We start from the raw sequence: 18358 nt of genomic DNA, 5'->3' as shown, positions 1-18358 counted from the left end.
GGGCCGTGTGGGTGCGGCGGGATACGCTTCCGCACGTGCGGCAGTACCTCGACCTCCTCGACCATGTCCTGACCCACGGCCAGGAGAAGTCCGACCGGACCGGCACGGGCACCCTCAGCGTCTTCGGCCACCAGATGCGCTTCGACCTCGCCGACGGATTCCCGGCCATGACGACCAAGAAGCTGCACCTGCGCTCGATCATCGGCGAGCTGCTGTGGTTCCTGCGCGGCGACACCAACGTGCGCTGGCTGCAGGAGCGCGGCATCTCGATCTGGGACGAGTGGGCCGACCCCGTCACCGGCGACCTCGGCCCGATCTACGGCTACCAGTGGCGGTCGTGGCCCACACCGGACGGCCGCCGCGTCGACCAGATCGCCAAGGTCATCGAGCAGATCCGCACCAACCCCGACAGCCGCCGCCTCATCGTCTCGGCGTGGAACGTCGCCGACGTCGACGACATGGCGCTGCCGCCGTGCCACACGATGTTCCAGTTCTACGTCTCGCCGCCCGGCCCCGACGGCCGCCGACGCCTGTCCTGCCAGCTCTACCAGCGCAGCGCCGACATCTTCCTCGGCGTGCCGTTCAACATCGCGAGCTACGCGCTGTTGACGCAGATGATCGCCCAGCTGACCGACCTCGAGCCCGGCGAGTTCGTGCACACGCTCGGCGACGCGCACCTCTACCTCAACCACCTCGAGCAGGCGCAGCTGCAGCTGACCCGCACGCCGCACCCGCTGCCGACCATGCGGATCAACCCCGACAAGAAGGCGATCGACGACTTCGACCTCGACGACTTCGAGCTGCTCGACTACGTCGCCGACCCCGGTATCAAGGCCCCCATCGCCGTGTGACGTCCGCCGGTCTGGGAGCCTTGGCGCCATGAGCGAGCCGTCCGCGCCGAAGCCCGAGGTCACGATGATCGCCGCCGTCGCGCGCAACGGGGTCATCGGCGACGGCCGCACCATGCCGTGGCACCTGCCCGAGGACCTCAAGTTCTTCAAGCGCACGACCATGGGCCACCCGATGGTGATGGGCCGGCGTACCTTCGACTCGATGGGCGCGTTGCCGGGGCGTCGCAGCATCGTGGTCACGCGGCAGCCGGACTGGAGCGCACCGGGCGTCGAGGTCGCGCACTCGCTGCCCGACGCGCTCGCCCTCGTCGCGGGCGACGGCCAGGTCTTCGTCGTCGGCGGCGGAGAGATCTACCGCCAGGCCATGCCGTATGCCGTCCGCCTCCTCGTCACCGAGGTCGCCCAGTCCCCGGGAGGCTCGGTCACCTTCCCCCACATCGACCCGAGCGACTGGGAGGAGACGGCTCGCGACGAGCAGCCGGGCTTCGCCTGGGTCACCTACGACCGGCGGTCCTGAACGGCATACACACCTGCTCGGGGACGAAAAACCCGAATGCGATGTAACGGCCCCCGGGTCCGCGCCGATGTAGGGGTGGCGAGGCACTACCCGGACCCCCGAGCGGGTAGTGCCTCGTTCTCGTATCGGACGCAGGCGCTCGGCCGCGCAATGGGCCGGTCGCCCGGCGGTCGGCCGGCTCCCCGGCAGTGGCGGCGCGCCGTGGGCTGCACCGCGGGCGCTAACCTTGGGCGCATGGCTGACGCACCCGCCCTCGGACGTGTTCTCTCGGCGATGGTGACGCCCATGCGCCCCGACGGCTCCATCGACCTCGATGCCGCCCAGCGGGTCGCCACCCACCTCGTCGACGCCGGGCACGACGGGCTCGTCGTCTCGGGCACCACCGGCGAGTCGCCGACGACCTCGGCCGAGGAGAAGGACGCGCTCCTGCGGGCCGTCCTCGACGCCGTCGGCGAGCGGTGCGTCGTCATCGCCGGCGCTGGCAGCAACGACACGGCCAAGAGCATCGAGTCGGTGCGACTGGCCGCGAAGGCCGGGGCCCACGCCGTCCTCGCCGTGACTCCCTACTACAACAAGCCGCCTCAGGCCGGGCTCGTCGCACACTTCACGGCGCTCGCCGACGCCAGCGACCTTCCGGTCATGGTCTATGACATCCCGGGCCGCTCCGGCATCGCCATCGCCCGTGAGACCTACCTGCGCATCGCCGAGCACGAGCGCATCGCCGCCGTGAAGGACGCGCGCGGCGACCTGTGGTTCGCGAGCCGGATGATGCAGGAGACCGGCCTCGACTGGTACTCCGGCGACGACGCCATGAACCTCGCGCACTTCGGCAACGGCGCCGTCGGCTTCGTCGGCGTGACATCCCAGGTGGCGCCCGCGGCATACCGCGAGATGGCCGACGCCGTGGTCGAGGGCCGCTGGGACGACGCCCGCGCCATGCACCGGCGCCTCGCGCCGCTCGTCGACGCGGTCATGAACGTCACCCAGGGCGCCATCATGGCCAAGGCCGGCCTTGCCGTGCAGGGCCTCATCCAGTCGACCACGGTGCGGCTGCCCCTCCTGCCGGCCGACGAGGAGCAGACCGCCCTCGTGCGCGCGGCCGTCTCGACGATTTCGGCGGCCGAGTGACCGCCCCACGACCTCAGACCGGAGCCTCAGACCGGCCCGGCAGAACCACCGAGTGACAGGACACCTGTGAGCCACCCCCACCCCGAGCTGACCGCACCCCCCGCACTTCCCGACAACGGCCTGCGCGTCGTCGCGCTCGGCGGCCTCGGCGAGGTCGGACGCAACATGGCCGTGCTCGAGACCAAGGGCCGCCTGCTCGTCATCGACTGCGGCGTGCTCTTCCCCGAGGACCACCATCCCGGCGTCGACCTGATCCTCCCCGACTTCAGCTACATCCGAGACCGCCTCGACGACGTCGAGGCCATCGTGCTCACGCACGGGCACGAGGACCACATCGGGGCGGTGCCCTACCTGCTCAAGCTCAAGGGCGACATCCCGATCATCGGCTCCACCCTCACGCTGGCCCTCGTCGAGGCCAAGCTCAAGGAGCACCGCATCCGCCCGTACTCGATGGCGGTCAAGGAGGGGCAGCGCGAGCGGCTCGGCGTCTTCGACCTCGAGTTCGTGGCCGTCAACCACTCGATCCCCGACGCGCTGGCGGTCTTCGTGCGCACCGAGGCCGGCACCCTGCTGCACACCGGCGACTTCAAGATGGACCAGCTGCCCCTCGATGGCCGCCTCACCGACCTGCGCGCCTTCGCCCGCCTCGGTGAGGAGGGGGTCGACCTCTTCCTCACCGACTCCACCAACGCCGACGTGCCAGGGTTCACCACGCCCGAGCTCGAGATCGCGCCGGCCATCGACAGGGTCTTCCGCCACGCCGAGCGGCGCATCATCGTGGCCTGCTTCAGCAGCCACGTGCACCGCGTCCAGCAGGTGCTCGACGCCGCCGAGAAGGCCGGCCGCAAGGTCGCCCTGGTCGGCCGGTCGATGATCCGCAACATGGGCATCGCGGCCGAGCTGGGCTACCTCAAGGTCCCGGACGGCATCCTCGTCGACATCAAGAAGCTCGACAACCTGCCCGACAACGAGGTCGTGCTCATCTGCACCGGCTCGCAGGGCGAGCCGATGGCGGCGCTCTCCCGGATGGCCAACCGCGACCACCGGATCAACGTCGGACCCGGCGACACCGTGCTGCTGGCCAGCAGCCTGATCCCCGGCAACGAGAACGCCGTCTACCGCATCATCAACGGCCTCATGCGCCTCGGCGCCAACGTGGTCCACAAGGGCAACGCCAAAGTCCACGTCTCGGGGCACGCCAGCGCCGGCGAGCTGCTCTACTGCTACAACATCGTCAAGCCCCGCAACGTCCTCCCCGTGCACGGCGAGTATCGGCACATGTACGCCAACGCCCAGCTCGCCATGTCCACCGGGGTCCCCAAGGCCAACGTCGTGATCGCCGAGGACGGGATCGTCGTCGACCTGGTCGACGGCCACGCCGCCGTCAGCGGAGTGGTCGAGTGCGGCTACGTCTACGTCGACGGCAGCAGCGTCGGCGGCGCCGACGAGGCCCTGCTGAAGGACCGTCGCATCCTGCGCGACGAGGGCTTCATCACGTGCGTCGTCGTGCTCGACGCCGCCACGGGCAAGATCGCGAGCGGCCCCGAGATCACGGCGCGCGGCTTCGTGGAGGACGAGGAGATCTTCCAGCAGGTGATCCCCAAGGTCGAGCGTGCGATCGAGGAGGCCGTGGCCCACGGCGTGCGCGACGACCAGCAGTTGCAGCAGGTCATTAGACGGACCGTCGGCTCGTGGGTCGGCGGCAAGATCCGTCGGCGGCCGATGATCATCCCGGTCGTGCTGCAGGCCTGAGGTGGGCACGGAGGATGGCGACGGAGCACGGGCGCTCTCGTCGGTCGACCTGGGCCGTGCGCCGGACGGCGACCCCCGCGATGCCGGCGACCCCCGGGGCCCCGGTGGCTCGAGCGGCCCCGGTGGCTCGAGCGGCCCCGGCGACCACGGGGCGTCCGACGTGCCCTCGGCCCAGCCGAGGACGCGACGACGTCGGCGCGTCTGGCTGGACGTCGCCATCGCGCTGGTCCTGCTCGTGCTGGTCGCGGTCGGCGCCCTGCGCTGGGTCGACTCGACGGCTTACCCCGTCGTCGTGCTCCAGACGCTGGGGCCCTTCGTCGTCGTGGGGCTGGGACTGCTCACGGTCGCCACGCTGCTGCTGCGCCGGTGGTTGGTGCTGGTCCCCGTCGTCGCGGCTCTCGCGGTCGCGGCCACGGTGGCCGCGCCGGCCTTCCGGGCGACGACCTCGCCCAAGGCCCACCGCGACCTCACGGTCATGGCGGCCAACGTGTGGATCGGCTCGGCCAACGCCGCGCAGCTCATGGGGGCCGTGCGCTACCACTCGGTCGACGTGCTGGTCCTGACCGAGGCGACACCCGCGATGCTGCGCCGGCTGGACGAGGCGGGGGCGAGCGACTACTTCACCGGGCGTGCAGGTGTGGCCCGGGCCGGCACGTCCACGGGGACGATGGTGCTCTCGCGCTACCCGGTCTCGGTGCGCAACGCGGGGACCGACTCCGGCCGCGAGCACACCCCGAGCGCCCAACCCGAGCTGGACGTCACGACGCGCCGCGGGACAGTGCGCCTCAAGGCCACGCACCCGGTGGCGCCCGTGCAGGGCGACACGGACGAGTGGCGTGCGGGGTTGAGGGCGCTCCAGACGTGGGTGGAGGGCGCAGGGCGCAACGAGCCCGTCATCCTCGCCGGCGACTTCAACGCCGCCTCCGGCCACCCGGGTTTTCGCGACCTCGCCGAGGGTCTCGACGACGCACAGCACGCCGCCGGCCAGGGGTGGGTGCGCACCTGGCCCTTCGCCGGTCGGCGGCTGCCGGCGTATGTCCAGCTGGACCACGTGCTCAGCCGGGGCCTCACCGTGGTCGACGCCGGTCAGGTGGCCTACAACCACGCCGACCACGCCGCGGTGTGGGCGAGCTATACCCTGCCCCGGGGCTGACCGCTGCCACCGCTGGCACTGCCGCGAGGGCGCCCGCTCACCAGGGTCGCTCGACCTCGACGTCACGCGGGTCGGCGCCCTCCACGGTCCAGCCGGCCTCGGTGCGCGACCACGTCGCCGCCGTCCCGTGCTCGACGAGGCCCGCCACGGCGGTGACGAGACGGTCGACGCCCTCCAGGGTGCTGCCCAGGCCGATGCTCGCGCGTACGGCGGTCGCGGGGCGCTCACCCCACGGGTCGTCGAGCAGCTCGTCGACGAGCAGGTGCGCGCAGAACTTGCCGTCGCGCACCCCGATGCCGTGCTCGGCGGACAGGACCTGCGACACCAGCGCCGAGTCCCAGCCCTCGACCGTGAACGCGACGACGCCGACGCGGTCGCTGTCGTCGCCGAAGATCGAGAGCACCTCGACACCCGGCACGTCCGCGAGGCCCGAGCGCAGCGTCTCGAGCAGCCGCGTCTCGTGCGCCTCGATGGCATCCGCGTGGCGGCGGATCGTCGCGCAGGCCGCCGCCAGGGCGATGGCGCCGACGACGTTCGGGCTGCCGCCCTCGTGCCGGGCGGGGCCGGTCGCCCACGCGGTGCCCTCGTCGGTGACCGCGCGCGTCGCTCCGCCGCCGAAGAGGTACGGCGTCCCGGCATCGAGCCAGTCGGAGCGGCCGGCGAGCACCCCGGCCCCGTACGGCGCATACGTCTTGTGCCCGGAGAAGGCGACGTAGTCGGCGTCCCAGGCGGCGAGGTCGATCCGGCGGTGGGCCGAGAGCTGTGCCGCGTCGACGGCGATGCGCGCACCATGCTCGTGCGCGAGCTGCGCGAAGCGACGAACCGGCCACACCTCGCCCGTCACGTTCGAGGCGGCGGCGATGACGACCAGGCGGTGCCGTGACTGGTGCGCCGACAGCGCCTCGTCCAGCAGCGTGTACGCGTCGTCGAGGGTCTGCGGGACCGGCAGGCGCACCGTGCGGAACCGTCCCCACGGCAGGAGCGTCGAGTGGTGCTCGCTGCCGAACACGAAGACGGTCGTGCGGCTGGGCAGCGCCTTGCTGAGCAGCGCCCATGAGTCCGTGGTCGTGCGGGTGAAGACCACCGAGTCGCCCTCGCGGGCCCCCACGAACCCGGCGACCTCGGCGCGCGCCTGCTCGTACCACGCGCTCGTCAGGCGCGAGGCGAAGCCGGCGCCGCGGTGGACCGAGGAGTAGGTCTCGAGCGCCCGGTCGACGGCCGCCTTGACCGTCTCGAGTGCCGGCGTCGACGCCGCGTGGTCGAGGTTGGCGTATGCCGTCTCGCCGCCCAGCGTCGGCACGCGCAGTCCCGCGCCGACGACCGCGGGCAGCGACCGTGCCTCGGGGACTGCCCCGGCGACCGACCCGGCGACTGCCTCGCCGACTGACTCGCCGACTGACTCGGGGACGGCGTGCAGGGCGCGGGTGCGCACTGCCGGTGCGGACGAGCTGCCGCCACAGGGGGAGGGTGCAGGGCGGGTCGCGTGGCGGGTCGAGGGGTGGGTGGAGGGAAGGACCGACATCTCAGTGCTCCTGGGGTCGTGGGACCCACCTGGTGCAGGTCCGCGCTTGCCGACCTCGATGCCGCGAACGGATCCGAGGGTGGCCTGGTCGTCACCCGGAGCACCCCACCGCGGAGGAGGGTTGCTGGCCAGCGAGCCGGGGCTTGTCACTGGCACTCATGACCTGCGCAGGACGATAGGCGCGCCCTTCGGTTGCTGTCCACCGTGTGGTCCAGGCGTGTCGCCATCCGAGACGACGAGCCGTCCCGCGCTCACACCTGCGGACCAGGAGGCACGCCGCACACGGCTCGCGGTTCCGGGTGCGTGGCACTCGGGCACCGGAGGTGCGCGTGTGACGCGTGAGTTCAGCGGTGCGTTGACGTACCGTGCCAGCATGGCGTCACGTCCCTCCACCACCCAGCGATCGACCACCGCCGCGGCCACCCGCGCCAAGGGGTCGTCCGGGGGTGCCTCGTCACGCCCGCCGGCAGCCCGTTCCGCCCGGCCCGCCCCGCGCAAGCCGGCGGCCCGCAAGCCCGCCGCCAAGGGGGCGTCCAAGACCCGCGGTGGCGGGCTGCCCTTCCCGCTCGGGGCGATGCGCAACACGTGGATGGGCGTCTCGCACCTGGCCGGGGGAGCGGTGCGTCGCGTCGGCCACAGCGCCGCCGACCTCGAGCCCGAGCACCGCCGCGACGGCATCGGCTTCGCCCTCATCGCGCTCGCCGTCATCGTGGCGGCCCGCGAGTGGTGGGGCGTCGCCGGCACGTTCGGCGACGTCGTGCACGCGGTCTTCGCCGGCACCTTCGGGCGCGTCGCCTACGCCGTCCCGCTCGTCCTGCTCGCGCTCGGTCTGCGCATGCTGCGCGCTCCCCAGGACGACGCCGCGACGAACCGCATCGTCGTCGGCACCATCGCGCTGACCTTCTCGGCCTGCGGCCTGTCCCACCTCGCCGACGGCATCCCCAACCCGCCCGACGGCGCGAACGGGATGCGTGCCGCAGGCGGCATCCTCGGCTTCCTCGCCTCGAGTCCCCTCGCGGCGGCGGTCTCCCCGGTCGGGGCGCTCGTGCTGCTGGTCCTGCTCGGGATCTTCGGGCTCCTCGTCGTCACGGCCACGCCGGTCGCCATGATCCCCACGCGGCTGCGCCAGCTGCGCGCCCTGGTGATCCACGACGGTCACGCCGACGACGAGGGCTACGACCACGCAGAGCCGGACGACGCGCCGGCCGCCGCGGTCAAGCGGGCCCGCCGCAAGCCCGTCGACCTCGCCGACCGCGACGGCGACGAGGCCTTCCGCCAGGCCGCGCAGAAGGCCCTCGAGGACGACGGGTCCGGCCCGCGCCCGGGCGAGAAGCGCCCGACCCCTCCCGGCCTCGTCGTCCCGCGCCCGGGTGGCGCGAAGGGCGAGAAGGTCATCGACGCCACCGACCCGAAGACCCTCGGCGCGCCCGACACGAGCAAGGTCGGTCCCAAGGCCGAGCTGATCCCGCCGCCCATGTCCGAGCTGCCCGCCCGCGTCGAGCAGCTCAGCCTCGGCGGCGACATCACCTACCGCCTGCCCGACCAGGCGATGCTCACGCCCGGCGCGCCGCACAAGACGCGCAGCGAGACCAACGACCGCGTCGTCGAGTCGCTGACGAACGTCTTCGACCAGTTCGACATCGACGCCGCCGTCACGGGCTTCACCCGCGGCCCGACCGTCACCCGCTACGAGGTCGAGCTCGGATCGGGCACGAAGGTCGAGCGCGTCACCGCGCTGTCGAAGAACATCGCGTATGCCGTCGCCTCGGCCGACGTGCGCATCCTCAGCCCCATCCCGGGCAAGTCGGCCATCGGCATCGAGATCCCGAACCTCGACCGCGAGAACGTCGCGCTGGGCGACGTGCTGCGCAGCCACACGGCGCGCAGCAACGAGCACCCGATGGTCATGGGCGTCGGCAAGGACGTCGAGGGCGCCTACGTCATCGCCAACCTCGCGAAGATGCCGCACCTGCTCGTCGCCGGCGCCACCGGCTCCGGAAAGTCGAGCTTCGTCAACTCGATGATCACCTCGATCCTCATGCGCGCCACGCCCGAGGAGGTGCGCCTCATCCTCGTGGACCCGAAGCGCGTGGAGCTGACGGCCTACGAGGGCATCCCGCACCTGATCACGCCGATCATCACCAACCCGAAGAAGGCCGCCGAGGCCCTCGCCTGGGTCGTCAAGGAGATGGACCAGCGCTACGACGACCTCGCGGCGTTCGGCTTCAAGCACGTCGACGACTTCAACAAGGCGGTCCGTGCCGGCAAGGTCAAGCCGCTGCCCGGTTCGGAGCGGCAGCTGACGACCTACCCGTACCTGCTCGTCGTCGTCGACGAGCTCGCCGACCTCATGATGGTCGCCCCGCGCGACGTCGAGGAGTCGGTCGTGCGCATCACCCAGCTCGCTCGAGCGGCCGGCATCCATCTCGTCCTCGCCACGCAGCGCCCGTCGGTCGACGTCGTCACCGGCCTCATCAAGGCCAACGTGCCGTCGCGCATGGCGTTCGCGACCTCCTCGCTCGCCGACAGCCGCGTCGTGCTCGACCAGCCCGGCGCCGAGAAGCTGATCGGCCAGGGTGACGCGCTCTTCCTCCCGATGGGCGCGAGCAAGCCGATGCGTGTCCAGGGCGCGTGGGTCAACGAGTCCGAGATCCACGAGGTCGTCAAGTTCGTCACGACCCAGCTCAAGCCCAACTACGTCGAGAACGTCACCGTCGCGGCGCCCAAGAAGCAGATCGACGACGACATCGGCGACGACCTCGACGTGCTGCTGCAGGCGACCGAGCTCGTCGTCACGACACAGTTCGGCTCGACGTCGATGCTCCAGCGCAAGCTGCGCGTCGGGTTCGCCAAGGCCGGCCGCCTCATGGACCTGCTCGAGTCGCGCGGTGTCGTCGGCCCGAGCGAGGGCTCCAAGGCGCGCGACGTCCTCGTGCGCCCCGACGACCTCGAGCAGACCCTCGCGCTGCTGCGCGGCGAGGACGTGCCTCACCCCAACGAGCCGTCCGAGGACCTTCCCGAGGTCGCCGAGCCCGCCGAGCCGTATGCCGCCCCGCCGGTCGACATCGAGCCTCCGGAGGTCTCGGCCGGCTACGCCGACGAGCCCGGCGAGTCGGCACCGGACGCCGCCCCGCAGCGCACCGCCGCGATCGTCGCCGAGCGCGGTGAGCACCGCTTCGACGACGACGAGACGACCGCCCTGCCGACGGCACGGTGGACGCCCGGAGACATGACGCCGACGGTCGACGAGGACGACGAGGAGTCCGAGGACGCCTGGAACCTCACCGACCGCGGCGGTCGCGAGCGCTACTGACAGGCGGGCGCCGGGTCGATCGGCCGGATCGAAGCGCAGAAACGGCCGTCAGGGGCAGTTCCCGCGGCTCGCTCCGGCCGGTCGTACCTCAGACGACGAAGCGGTAGCCGAGCCCCGGCTCGGTGAGCAGGTGCACCGGTCGGCTCGGGTCGGTCTCGAGCTTGCGCCGCAGCTGGTTGGCGTAGACGCGCAGGTAGTTGGACTCACGGCCGTACGACGGGCCCCACACCTGGCGTAGGAGCTCCTGCTGCGACACCAGGTGTCCGGGGTCGCGGCACAGGGTCTCCAGCAGTCGCCACTCGGTGGGCGTCAGGCGCGTGTCCTGGCCCTCGACCGTGGCGCGTCGCTCCGCGAAGTCGAGGGTGAACCGGTCGGTCGCAACCGTGCCGATGGCTGCGCCGCCCTCGCCGGCCCGGCGCACCGCGGCGCGGATGCGGGCGAGGAGCTCCTCGACGCCGAACGGCTTGGTGACGTAGTCGTCGGCACCGAGGTCGAGCGCCTCGATCTTGTCGTCCGACTCGTGGCGGGCCGACAGGACGATGACGGGCACCGCCGAGCCCCTCCGCACCTGCACGAGCACGTCGACGCCGTCGATGTCGGGCAGGCCGAGGTCGAGGACCACCACGTCGGGGGAGTCCTCCAACGCCGCCTGGACGGCGCTGCGCCCGTCGGCCGACGTCAGCACCTCGTGCCCGTGCGCGCGCAGCGCGATCGAGAGGGTGCGGCGCAGGCGCGCGTCGTCGTCGACGACCAGGACGCGGCTCACCGCGCCTCCTCGCGGTGGCGTACGTCATCGCCCGTCGCGTGTGGGTGCGCTGCCGGAACCCCGTCCGGAGCCGCCGAGCCGTCGCCCTCGACGCCCCCGTCGGCCGGGCGGGACGCGGCGCGCGCAGGTGCGCCCTCGACCGGTGCGGCGGGCAGCTCGACGACCATCGTCAGGCCGCCGCCCGGCGTGTCCTCGGGCGTCAGGGTGCCGTGCATGACGGCCATCAGGCCCCGCGCGACCGCGAGGCCGAGGCCTAGGCCCTCCCCGCGAGGGGCGTCGCCGAGGCGCTGGAACGCCTCGAAGATGCGCTCCTTGTCCTCGTCGGCGACTCCCGGCCCCCGGTCGGCGACGCGCAGCTGCACCGTGTCGCGGATCCGCCCCGCGGTGACCCGGACCGGAGCGGCGCCCCGATGACGCAGGGCGTTCTCGACCACGTTGGCGAGGACCCGGTCGAGCAGCCCGGGGTCAGCGAGGGCCGGTGGGACGTCGGGGTCGAGGGCCAGCTCGACCTGGGAGGGATCCGAGGTGGTGCGCAGCGCGGCGACCACGGCGTCGACGAGGTCGACGGGCTGGGTGTGCGGCCGCACGGCGCCTGTCTGGATGCGGGACAGGTCGAGGATGTTGCCGATGAGCCCGTCCAGCTGGTCGGTCGACTCCTCGATCGACTGGAGCAGCTCGGCTCGCTCGTCCGCCGGGAGGTCCAGGCTCGTGTGCCTCAGCGTGGACACGGCGGCCTTGATGCTCGCGAGCGGGGTGCGCAGGTCGTGGGAGACGGCGGCGAGCAGCGTCGTGCGCGCGGCGTTGTCGCGGGCGAGGCCCACCGCCCGACGAGCCTGCTCGACCAGCTGCTCGCGGCCGTAGAGGATGGCGGCGTGCGCCGCATAGGCGTTGACGACCCGCTGGTCCTCGGCCGCGACGGGGTCACCCTCGAGAAGGAGGTGGACGTCGTCGTCGATGGCGACGTCCACCGCCCAGGCCTGCTCGGTTGGCAGCACGGAGCCGGGCGGAAGCATCGGGTCGGTCGAGGCGATGACCTCGCCACCGACCCCACTCGTGTCGGGCTCCGCCGGGTCGACGCGGGCCAGCGAGGCCGACCGCATACCGAGCGCGGCGCGGGCGCGCTCCAGGACTGCCGGCACGGGTCGCGGCTCGGCCAGCAGGTCACGGCTGAGCGCGGCGAGGGCCGCGGACTCCCGCTCGGCGGCCAGGGCCTGCTCGGTGCGTCGCGCGACCATGGCCACGACCGAGGAGACGGCCATGGCGACGAGGACGAAGACCGCGAGGGCGAGCGCGTTCGGGGCGTCGCTGATGGTCAGGCTGCCGCGCGGCTCGGTGAAGAACCAGTTGACCACCAGTGACCCGACGACGGCGGAGAACAGCGCGGGCCAGATCCCTCCGACCAGAGCGCACGCCACGGTCAGGGCGAGGTAGAGAAGCAGGTCGAGGGACAGCGCGAGGCCCTGTCGCGTCTCGACGAGCACGACCGTGATCACCACGAGCCCGACCAGGGCAAGGGCGAAGCCGGCCATCACCCGGCCTCGCGGCAGGGCCCAGGTGCGTCCGACCCGCCTCGACCCGTGGCTGATCTTCGATCCCTCGTGGGTGACGAGGTGCACGTCGATCTCGCCCGAGGCGTCGGCCACCACCGAGGCGATGCTCGGCCGCAGGGCGTGCTGCCAGCGGCTGCGCCGGCTGACGCCCACGACGATCTGCGTCGCGTTGACGCCGCGGGCGTGGTCGAGGATCGCCGCCGGGACGTCGTGACCGGACACCTCGTGGAACTCCGCGCCGACGTCGCGGGCGATGCGCCGCAGCCGGGCCAGTTCTCCGGGGTCGGTCGTGGCGAGCCCCTCGGACGACCGGACGTGGCAGGCGATGAGGTCGCCGCCCGCCACCCTGGTCGCGATGCGCGCCCCCCGCCGGAGCAGGGTCTCGCTCTCGGGGCCACCGGTGACGGCGACGACGACCCGCTCGCGCGCCGGCCAGGCGACGGCGATCCCCTCGTCCGCCCGGTAGCGCTCGAGGGCCTCGTCGACGCGGTCGGCGAGCCACAGCAGGGCGATCTCGCGCAGCGCCGACAGGTTGCCGATCCGGAAGTAGTTGGCGAGCGCGGCGTCGACCTTCTCGGGCGCGTAGACGTTGCCGTGGGCGAGCCTGCGGCGCAGAGCCTGGGGCGTCATGTCGACGAGCTCCACCTGCTCGGCCCGGCGCACGACCTCGTCGGGGACCGTCTCGCGCTGGCGCACCCCGGTGATGGACTCGACGGCGTCGTTGAGCGACTCGAGGTGCTGGATGTTGAGCGTCGACAGCACGTCGATGCCCGCCTCGAGGATGGTCTCGACGTCCTGCCAGCGCTTCTCGTGCGCCGCCCGCGCCGCGCCCGAGCCGGCCGAGGCGGCCGAGGGTCTCACACCTGCCCCGGTCGGCTCGTCGGGCAGGACGTTGGTGTGGGCCAGCTCGTCGACGAGCACGACCTGCGGTCGACGCCGGAGCACGGCCGCGAGGTCGAGCTCGGGCAGGACGTTGCCGCGGTAGGGGACCCGTCGGCGGGGGAGCAGCTCCAGGCCCTCCAGGAGCGCGGCGGTGTGGGGCCGGCCGTGCGTCTCCACGAGGCCGACGACCACGTCGGTGCCACGCTCCCGACGGCGGTGCGCCTCGTCGAGCATGGCGACCGTCTTGCCGACACCCGGGGCTGCGCCGAGGTAGATCCGCAGGGACCCCCGGGGGCGACCGCGCCCGTGGAGGGGGACCGGGGCGGCCTCGGAGCGGCCGGGGACCTCCCCGGTCGCCGTCGGCTGCGCCGCACGTGCTGCCACCTCCTGATCCTCGCAGGTCAGCCCGCTGCGGGAGCAGCAAGAGCGTCGAGGGCGAGGTTGAGCTGGAGCACGTCCACGCGCGGCTGGCCGAGGAAACCGAGCTGGCGTCCGGCCGTGTGGGCGACGACCAGGGCACGTACGCGGGCCGGCGCCAGCCCGCGAGCCGCCGCGACGCGCGGAACCTGGCTCAACGCATACGCGGGCGACACGTCGGGGTCGAGTCCGCTGCCGGAGGCGGTCAGCGCGTCGGCGGGGGCGGTCGCCGGGTTCAGCCGGGCGGCCTGGGCGCGCTTGGCGACCTCGGCGGTGAGGGCGGCGCCGGAGAGGTTGGAGCCACCGCTCGTGTCGCCGGCGTAGCCGCTGGCCGAGGGGCGCCCGTGGAACCACTGGTCTCCGTTCCACTCCTGGCCGAGGAGGCTCGACCCGACGACGGTGCCGTGGACCCGGACGAGCGAGCCGGCCGCCTGGTCACGGGCGACGACCTGCCCGACGCCCCAGACGAGCGCCGGGTAGAGCAGACCGAACGCGACGGTGAGGACGAGCATGGCGCGCAAACCGGCCCAGGACTGCTTGACGAAGGAGTGCATGGTGGCGAACACGTGAGATCACATCAATCCGGGGAGATGGCTCACGACGAGGTCGATCAGCTTGATCCCGATGAACGGGGCCACGATGCCGCCCAGGCCGTAGACCCAGATGTTGCGCCGCAGCAGGGCCGTGCTGCCGACGGCGCGGTAGCGGACTCCCCTCAGCGACAAGGGGATCAGCGCGATGATGATGAGCGCGTTGAAGATGACCGCGGAGACCACCGCCGACCTGGGAGACGCGAGCCCCATGATGTCGAGGGCGTGCAGGCCGGGGAAGATCCCGACGAAAATCGCCGGGATGATCGCGAAGTACTTGGCGATGTCGTTCGCGATCGAGAAGGTGGTCAGCGCGCCGCGAGTGATGAGCAGCTGCTTGCCGATCGAGACGATGTCGATGAGCTTGGTCGGGTCCGAGTCGAGGTCGACCATGTTGGCCGCCTCCTTGGCCGCCGACGTGCCGGTGTTCATCGCCACGCCGACGTCGCTCTGGGCGAGCGCGGGCGCGTCGTTGGTGCCGTCGCCGGTCATCGCGATGAGCCGCCCGCCGTGCTGCTCCTGCTTGATCAGGGCCATCTTGTCCTCGGGTGTCGCCTCGGCGAGGAAGTCGTCGACGCCCGCCTCCGCCGCGATGGACCTGGCCGTCAGCGGGTTGTCGCCGGTGATCATGACGGTCTTGATGCCCATGGCCCGCAGCTGCGCGAAGCGCTCCTTCATGCCCGGCTTGACGACGTCCTTGAGGTGGATGACGCCGAGGACGCGGGGGACCTGTCCCGGTTCGTGGACGGCGACCGCCAGCGGGGTGCCTCCGGAGGAGGCGATCCCGTCGACCACGGCGGTGACGCCCGTGGGCATCTGCCCGCCGTTGGCGCCCACCCAGCGGGCCACCGAGTCGGCGGCGCCCTTGCGGTATGCCGTCCCGTCGGGGAGGTCAGCGCCCGACATCCGGGTGGCGGCACTGAACTCCACGAAGCTGGCGCCGTCCCGGGGGAGCCGGTCCAGGGCCCCGCGGGTCGTCGGGTCGAGGGCCGCGCCGGCGAGCTCCACGATCGATCGGCCCTCGGGCGTCTCGTCGGCGAGCGAGGCGACGTAGGCGGCGCGGGTGATCTCGGCGTTGCCCAGGCCCGGGGCCGCGTGCAGGTCGGTCGCCCGACGGTTGCCGTAGGTGATGGTGCCGGTCTTGTCGAGCAGCAGCGTCGAGACGTCGCCGGCGGCCTCGACGGCGCGACCGGACATGGCGAGCACGTTGTGCTGCACCAGCCGGTCCATGCCGGCGATGCCGATGGCCGAGAGCAGGGCGCCGATGGTCGTCGGGATGAGGCACACGAGCAGCGCGACGAGCACGACGGGCGACTGGGCCTGCCCGGAGTAGATGGCCATCGGCTGCATCGCCATGACCGCCAGCAGGAAGATGATGGTCAGGACCGTGAGGAGGATCGTCAGGGCGATCTCGTTGGGCGTCTTCTGCCGCGAGGCCCCCTCGACGAGGGCGATCATCCGGTCGATGAACGTCTCTCCCGGCCTGGTCGTGATGCGCATCGTGATGCCGTCGGACAGCACCGTCGTGCCGCCGGTCACGGCGCTGCGGTCGCCGCCGGACTCGCGGATGACGGGCGCGGACTCGCCGGTGATGGCCGACTCGTCCACCGTCGCCATCCCCTGGATGACGTCGCCGTCGCCGGGGATGACCTCGCCGGGGCGCACGACGACGACGTCGCCGACCGCGAGGTCGGAGGCCGCGACGGTCTGGACGGACCCGTCGGGTTGCCGGCGCCGGGCCGTGGTGGTCCTGCGGGTGGCCCGGAGCGTGGCCGCCTGCGCCTTGCCGCGGCCCTCTGCGACGGCCTCGGCCATGTTGGCGAAGAGCACGGTGGCCCAGAGCCAGGCGCTGACGGACCACGCGAACCAGGAGGGGTCGGTGACCGCCTGAACCGTGGTGACCACCGAGCCGACCCAGACGACGAACATCACGGGGCTGTGCCACACGTGTCGCGGGTCGAGCTTGGCGACGGCCTGCGGGAAGGTCGTGACGAGCTGCCGCGCCAGCTGTGCGTACGAGGTGCTCGTGCGCCCGGGGCGGATGAGCTCGCCGCTCGCCCGCTCGTGGTGCGGGACCGGCGTGGTGCTGCCCGCGTGCGAGGCCCCGCGGTCCGTGTGGGTCTTGACGTGGGTCTTGAGGTGGGTCTTGGTCCTGGTCGAGGACGACCGGGTCATGAGAGTGCCTCCGCGAGGGGACCCAGGGCCAGGGCGGGGAAGAAGGTGAGACCGCCGACGATGACGGCGACCCCCACGAAGAGGCCGACGAAGGTGGGCGTGTGGGTGGGCAGGGTGCCGGCGGTGACGGGCCTGCGGCGTTGCGCCACGAGGGAACCGGCCAGGGCCAGGACGAGCACGATCGGGACGAACCGGCCGAGGAACATGCACAGGGCCAGGGTGAGGTTGAGGTACGGGGTGTCCGCGGAGAAGCCGGCGAAGGCGCTGCCGTTGTTGTTGGCGGCGGAGGAGTAGGCGTACATCACCTCGGTGAGACCGTGGGGGCCGGTGGCGAGCATCTGCGACGACACGAGGGGCGCGACGATGCCCGTGCCGGTGAAGACGAGCACGAGGAACGGCATGACGAGGACGGCCAGTGCCGTCAGGGTGATCTCGCGCCGGCCGACCTGCTTGCCGAGCAGCTCGGGGGTGCGCCCGACCATGAGGCCCGCGAGGAAGACGGCGAGGACGGCGACGAGCAGGGCGCTGAAGAGCCCCGTCCCGACGCCACCCGGTGACACCTCGCCGAGCATCATGTTGAAGAGCGCACCACCGCCGCCCAGCGCCGAGAAGCTCTCGTGCATCGAGTCGACCGCGCCGGTGGAGGTCGAGGTCGTGCTGGTGGCGAAGAGGGCCGAGGGCCACACCCCGAAGCGCAGCTCCTTGCCCTCCATGGCCCCGAGCGGTCCGGCTGCGGCGTGAACCTCGGCCCACGTGACGACGGCGAGCATGAGGGCCCACAGGGTCGCCATGAAGCCGAGCACCGTCCAGCCCTGCCGCCGGTCACCGACCATGACGCCGTAGGTGCGTGGCAGCGAGAACGGGATGACGAGCAGCAGGAAGACCTCGACCAGGTTGGTGAGCGGGCTCGGGTTCTCGAACGGGTGCGCGGAGTTGGCGTTGAAGTAGCCGCCGCCGTTGGTCCCGAGCTCCTTGATCGCCTCCTGCGAGGCGACGAGACCCCCCTGGACGACCTGGTGACCGCCGGAGAGCGTCGTGACCGTCGTCGGCTCCACGAGGTTCTGGACCACGCCGCCGAGCAGCAGGACGACGGCGCCCACGACGGCGATCGGCAGGATGACCCGGAACAGGCCGCGCGTCAGGTCGACCCAGAAGTTGCCGAGGGTCGAGCCGGTCGAGCGGGCGAGCCCGCGCACGAGCGCCACGGCCACGGCCAGGCCGACGGCGGGCGAGACGAAGTTCTGGACGGTGAGGCCCACGGTCTGCACGAACGGCGACGTGCCGGACTCGCCGGCATACGACTGCCAGTTGGTGTTCGTGACGAACGACACGGCGGTGTTGAACGCCGTATCCACGTGCATCGCGGCGCCGCGGGCGAACGGCAGCACGCCCTGCAGGACGATCATGAGGAAGAGCAGCACGACCCCGACGACAGAGAAGGCCAGGACGGCGACGGCATACGTCGACCACCCCTGCTCGGACGCGGGGTCGACGCGGACGAAACGGTAGACGAGGCGCTCTGGCCGCCAGTGCTTCTCGTCGGTGAAGACCCTCGCCATCCAGTTCCCCAGCGGGACGTGGACGATCGCCAGGGATGCGACGAGCATGCCGATGGTGAGCAGTCCGCTGACGGTGTCGCCCATCAGAAGCGGTCCGCGTGCAGCAGGACGTGGACGAGGTAGACGAGCAGGCTCAGCGCCACGATGCCCAGCAGGATGTCGGTGACCATGCCTCGTTCCTAC

The 18358-nt window shown here is 72.2% G+C and carries 13 protein-coding genes and 1 riboswitch; of the genes, 6 read left to right on the top strand and 7 right to left on the bottom strand.

All coding sequences use genetic code 11. The features are described from left to right. The first annotated feature begins 35 nt into the window (after positions 1-35). The 5 genes from LQK93_RS01450 to LQK93_RS01430 all read left to right on the top strand — a co-directional run bounded on the left by LQK93_RS01450 (position 36) and on the right by LQK93_RS01430 (position 5401). Positions 36-851 (top strand): thymidylate synthase, encoded by an 816-nt coding sequence (locus LQK93_RS01450; RefSeq protein WP_374969805.1) that lies wholly within the window; start codon positions 36-38, stop codon positions 849-851. A gap of 28 nt (positions 852-879) precedes the next feature. Continuing rightward, complete coding sequence (locus LQK93_RS01445; RefSeq protein ID WP_374969804.1) at positions 880-1368, top strand: dihydrofolate reductase; 489 nt, start codon at positions 880-882, stop codon at positions 1366-1368. 234 nt (positions 1369-1602) lie between these two features. Next, positions 1603-2496 carry a 4-hydroxy-tetrahydrodipicolinate synthase gene (dapA, locus tag LQK93_RS01440; protein ID WP_374969803.1) on the top strand — a complete coding sequence of 298 codons (894 nt, stop codon included), beginning with the start codon at positions 1603-1605 and terminating at the stop codon, positions 2494-2496. Positions 2497-2562: 66 nt separating this feature from the next. Next, complete coding sequence (locus LQK93_RS01435) at positions 2563-4248, top strand: ribonuclease J (RefSeq protein ID WP_374969802.1); 1686 nt, start codon at positions 2563-2565, stop codon at positions 4246-4248. 1 nt (position 4249) lies between these two features. Continuing rightward, complete coding sequence (locus LQK93_RS01430) at positions 4250-5401, top strand: endonuclease/exonuclease/phosphatase family protein (RefSeq protein WP_374969801.1); 1152 nt, start codon at positions 4250-4252, stop codon at positions 5399-5401. A 37-nt stretch (positions 5402-5438) separates the two neighbouring features. Here the strand turns inward: LQK93_RS01430 and LQK93_RS01425 are convergent, their stop codons facing one another. Then, positions 5439-6923, bottom strand: a complete 1485-nt coding sequence (locus LQK93_RS01425; RefSeq protein WP_374969800.1) for an aminotransferase class V-fold PLP-dependent enzyme — start codon at positions 6921-6923, stop codon at positions 5439-5441. 37 nt (positions 6924-6960) lie between these two features. Next, a riboswitch (SAM riboswitch) is annotated at positions 6961-7087 on the bottom strand. A 209-nt stretch (positions 7088-7296) separates the two neighbouring features. Between LQK93_RS01425 and LQK93_RS01420 the strand changes: the two genes are divergently transcribed. Next, on the top strand, positions 7297-10236 hold the full coding sequence (locus LQK93_RS01420) for a DNA translocase FtsK 4TM domain-containing protein (protein ID WP_374969799.1): 2940 nt from the start codon (positions 7297-7299) through the stop codon (positions 10234-10236). Between the two features lie 88 nt (positions 10237-10324). On the opposite strand, the gene LQK93_RS01415 is transcribed toward LQK93_RS01420, so the two are convergent. Genes LQK93_RS01415 through kdpF form a run of 6 tightly spaced genes read right to left on the bottom strand, consistent with a single transcriptional unit; the run spans position 10325 to position 18345 of the window. Continuing rightward, complete coding sequence (locus LQK93_RS01415; protein ID WP_374969798.1) at positions 10325-11002, bottom strand: response regulator; 678 nt, start codon at positions 11000-11002, stop codon at positions 10325-10327. After that, positions 10999-13818, bottom strand: a complete 2820-nt coding sequence (locus LQK93_RS01410; protein WP_374969797.1) for a DUF4118 domain-containing protein — start codon at positions 13816-13818, stop codon at positions 10999-11001. The genes LQK93_RS01415 and LQK93_RS01410 overlap by 4 nt, the downstream gene beginning before the upstream one ends. A gap of 17 nt (positions 13819-13835) precedes the next feature. Continuing rightward, positions 13836-14405: a potassium-transporting ATPase subunit KdpC gene (gene kdpC / locus LQK93_RS01405; protein ID WP_374971429.1), complete on the bottom strand. Its 570-nt coding sequence runs from the start codon at positions 14403-14405 to the stop codon at positions 13836-13838. Between the two features lie 18 nt (positions 14406-14423). Then, positions 14424-16616 carry a potassium-transporting ATPase subunit KdpB gene (gene kdpB / locus LQK93_RS01400; RefSeq protein WP_374969796.1) on the bottom strand — a complete coding sequence of 731 codons (2193 nt, stop codon included), beginning with the start codon at positions 16614-16616 and terminating at the stop codon, positions 14424-14426. Then, entirely contained in the window at positions 16613-18259 is a 1647-nt protein-coding gene (gene kdpA, locus LQK93_RS01395; RefSeq protein ID WP_374969795.1) for a potassium-transporting ATPase subunit KdpA, read from the bottom strand. The genes kdpB and kdpA overlap by 4 nt, the downstream gene beginning before the upstream one ends. Next, positions 18259-18345, bottom strand: coding sequence for a K(+)-transporting ATPase subunit F (gene kdpF / locus LQK93_RS01390; RefSeq protein ID WP_374971428.1), 87 nt, complete (start codon positions 18343-18345; stop codon positions 18259-18261). Before kdpF ends, kdpA begins: the two co-directional genes overlap by 1 nt. Between the last annotated feature and the right edge of the window lie 13 nt (positions 18346-18358).

This window comes from Terrabacter sp. BE26, assembly GCF_041941675.1.
Classification (GTDB): domain Bacteria; phylum Actinomycetota; class Actinomycetes; order Actinomycetales; family Dermatophilaceae; genus Terrabacter.
This window is presented reverse-complemented; position numbering and strand designations above follow the sequence as displayed.

What these genes read in the sequence shown, in the direction of transcription:
- LQK93_RS01425 (WP_374969800.1), bottom strand. Translation starts at nt 6,923, where the DNA reads ATGTCGGTCCTTCCCTCCACCCACCCCTCGACCCGCCACGCGACCCGC.
- kdpB (WP_374969796.1), bottom strand. Translation starts at nt 16,616, where the DNA reads ATGACCCGGTCGTCCTCGACCAGGACCAAGACCCACCTCAAGACCCAC.
- LQK93_RS01420 (WP_374969799.1), top strand. Translation starts at nt 7,297, where the DNA reads ATGGCGTCACGTCCCTCCACCACCCAGCGATCGACCACCGCCGCGGCC.
- kdpF (WP_374971428.1), bottom strand. Translation starts at nt 18,345, where the DNA reads ATGGTCACCGACATCCTGCTGGGCATCGTGGCGCTGAGCCTGCTCGTC.
- dapA (WP_374969803.1), top strand. Translation starts at nt 1,603, where the DNA reads ATGGCTGACGCACCCGCCCTCGGACGTGTTCTCTCGGCGATGGTGACG.
- LQK93_RS01445 (WP_374969804.1), top strand. Translation starts at nt 880, where the DNA reads ATGAGCGAGCCGTCCGCGCCGAAGCCCGAGGTCACGATGATCGCCGCC.
- kdpC (WP_374971429.1), bottom strand. Translation starts at nt 14,405, where the DNA reads ATGCACTCCTTCGTCAAGCAGTCCTGGGCCGGTTTGCGCGCCATGCTC.
- kdpA (WP_374969795.1), bottom strand. Translation starts at nt 18,259, where the DNA reads ATGGGCGACACCGTCAGCGGACTGCTCACCATCGGCATGCTCGTCGCA.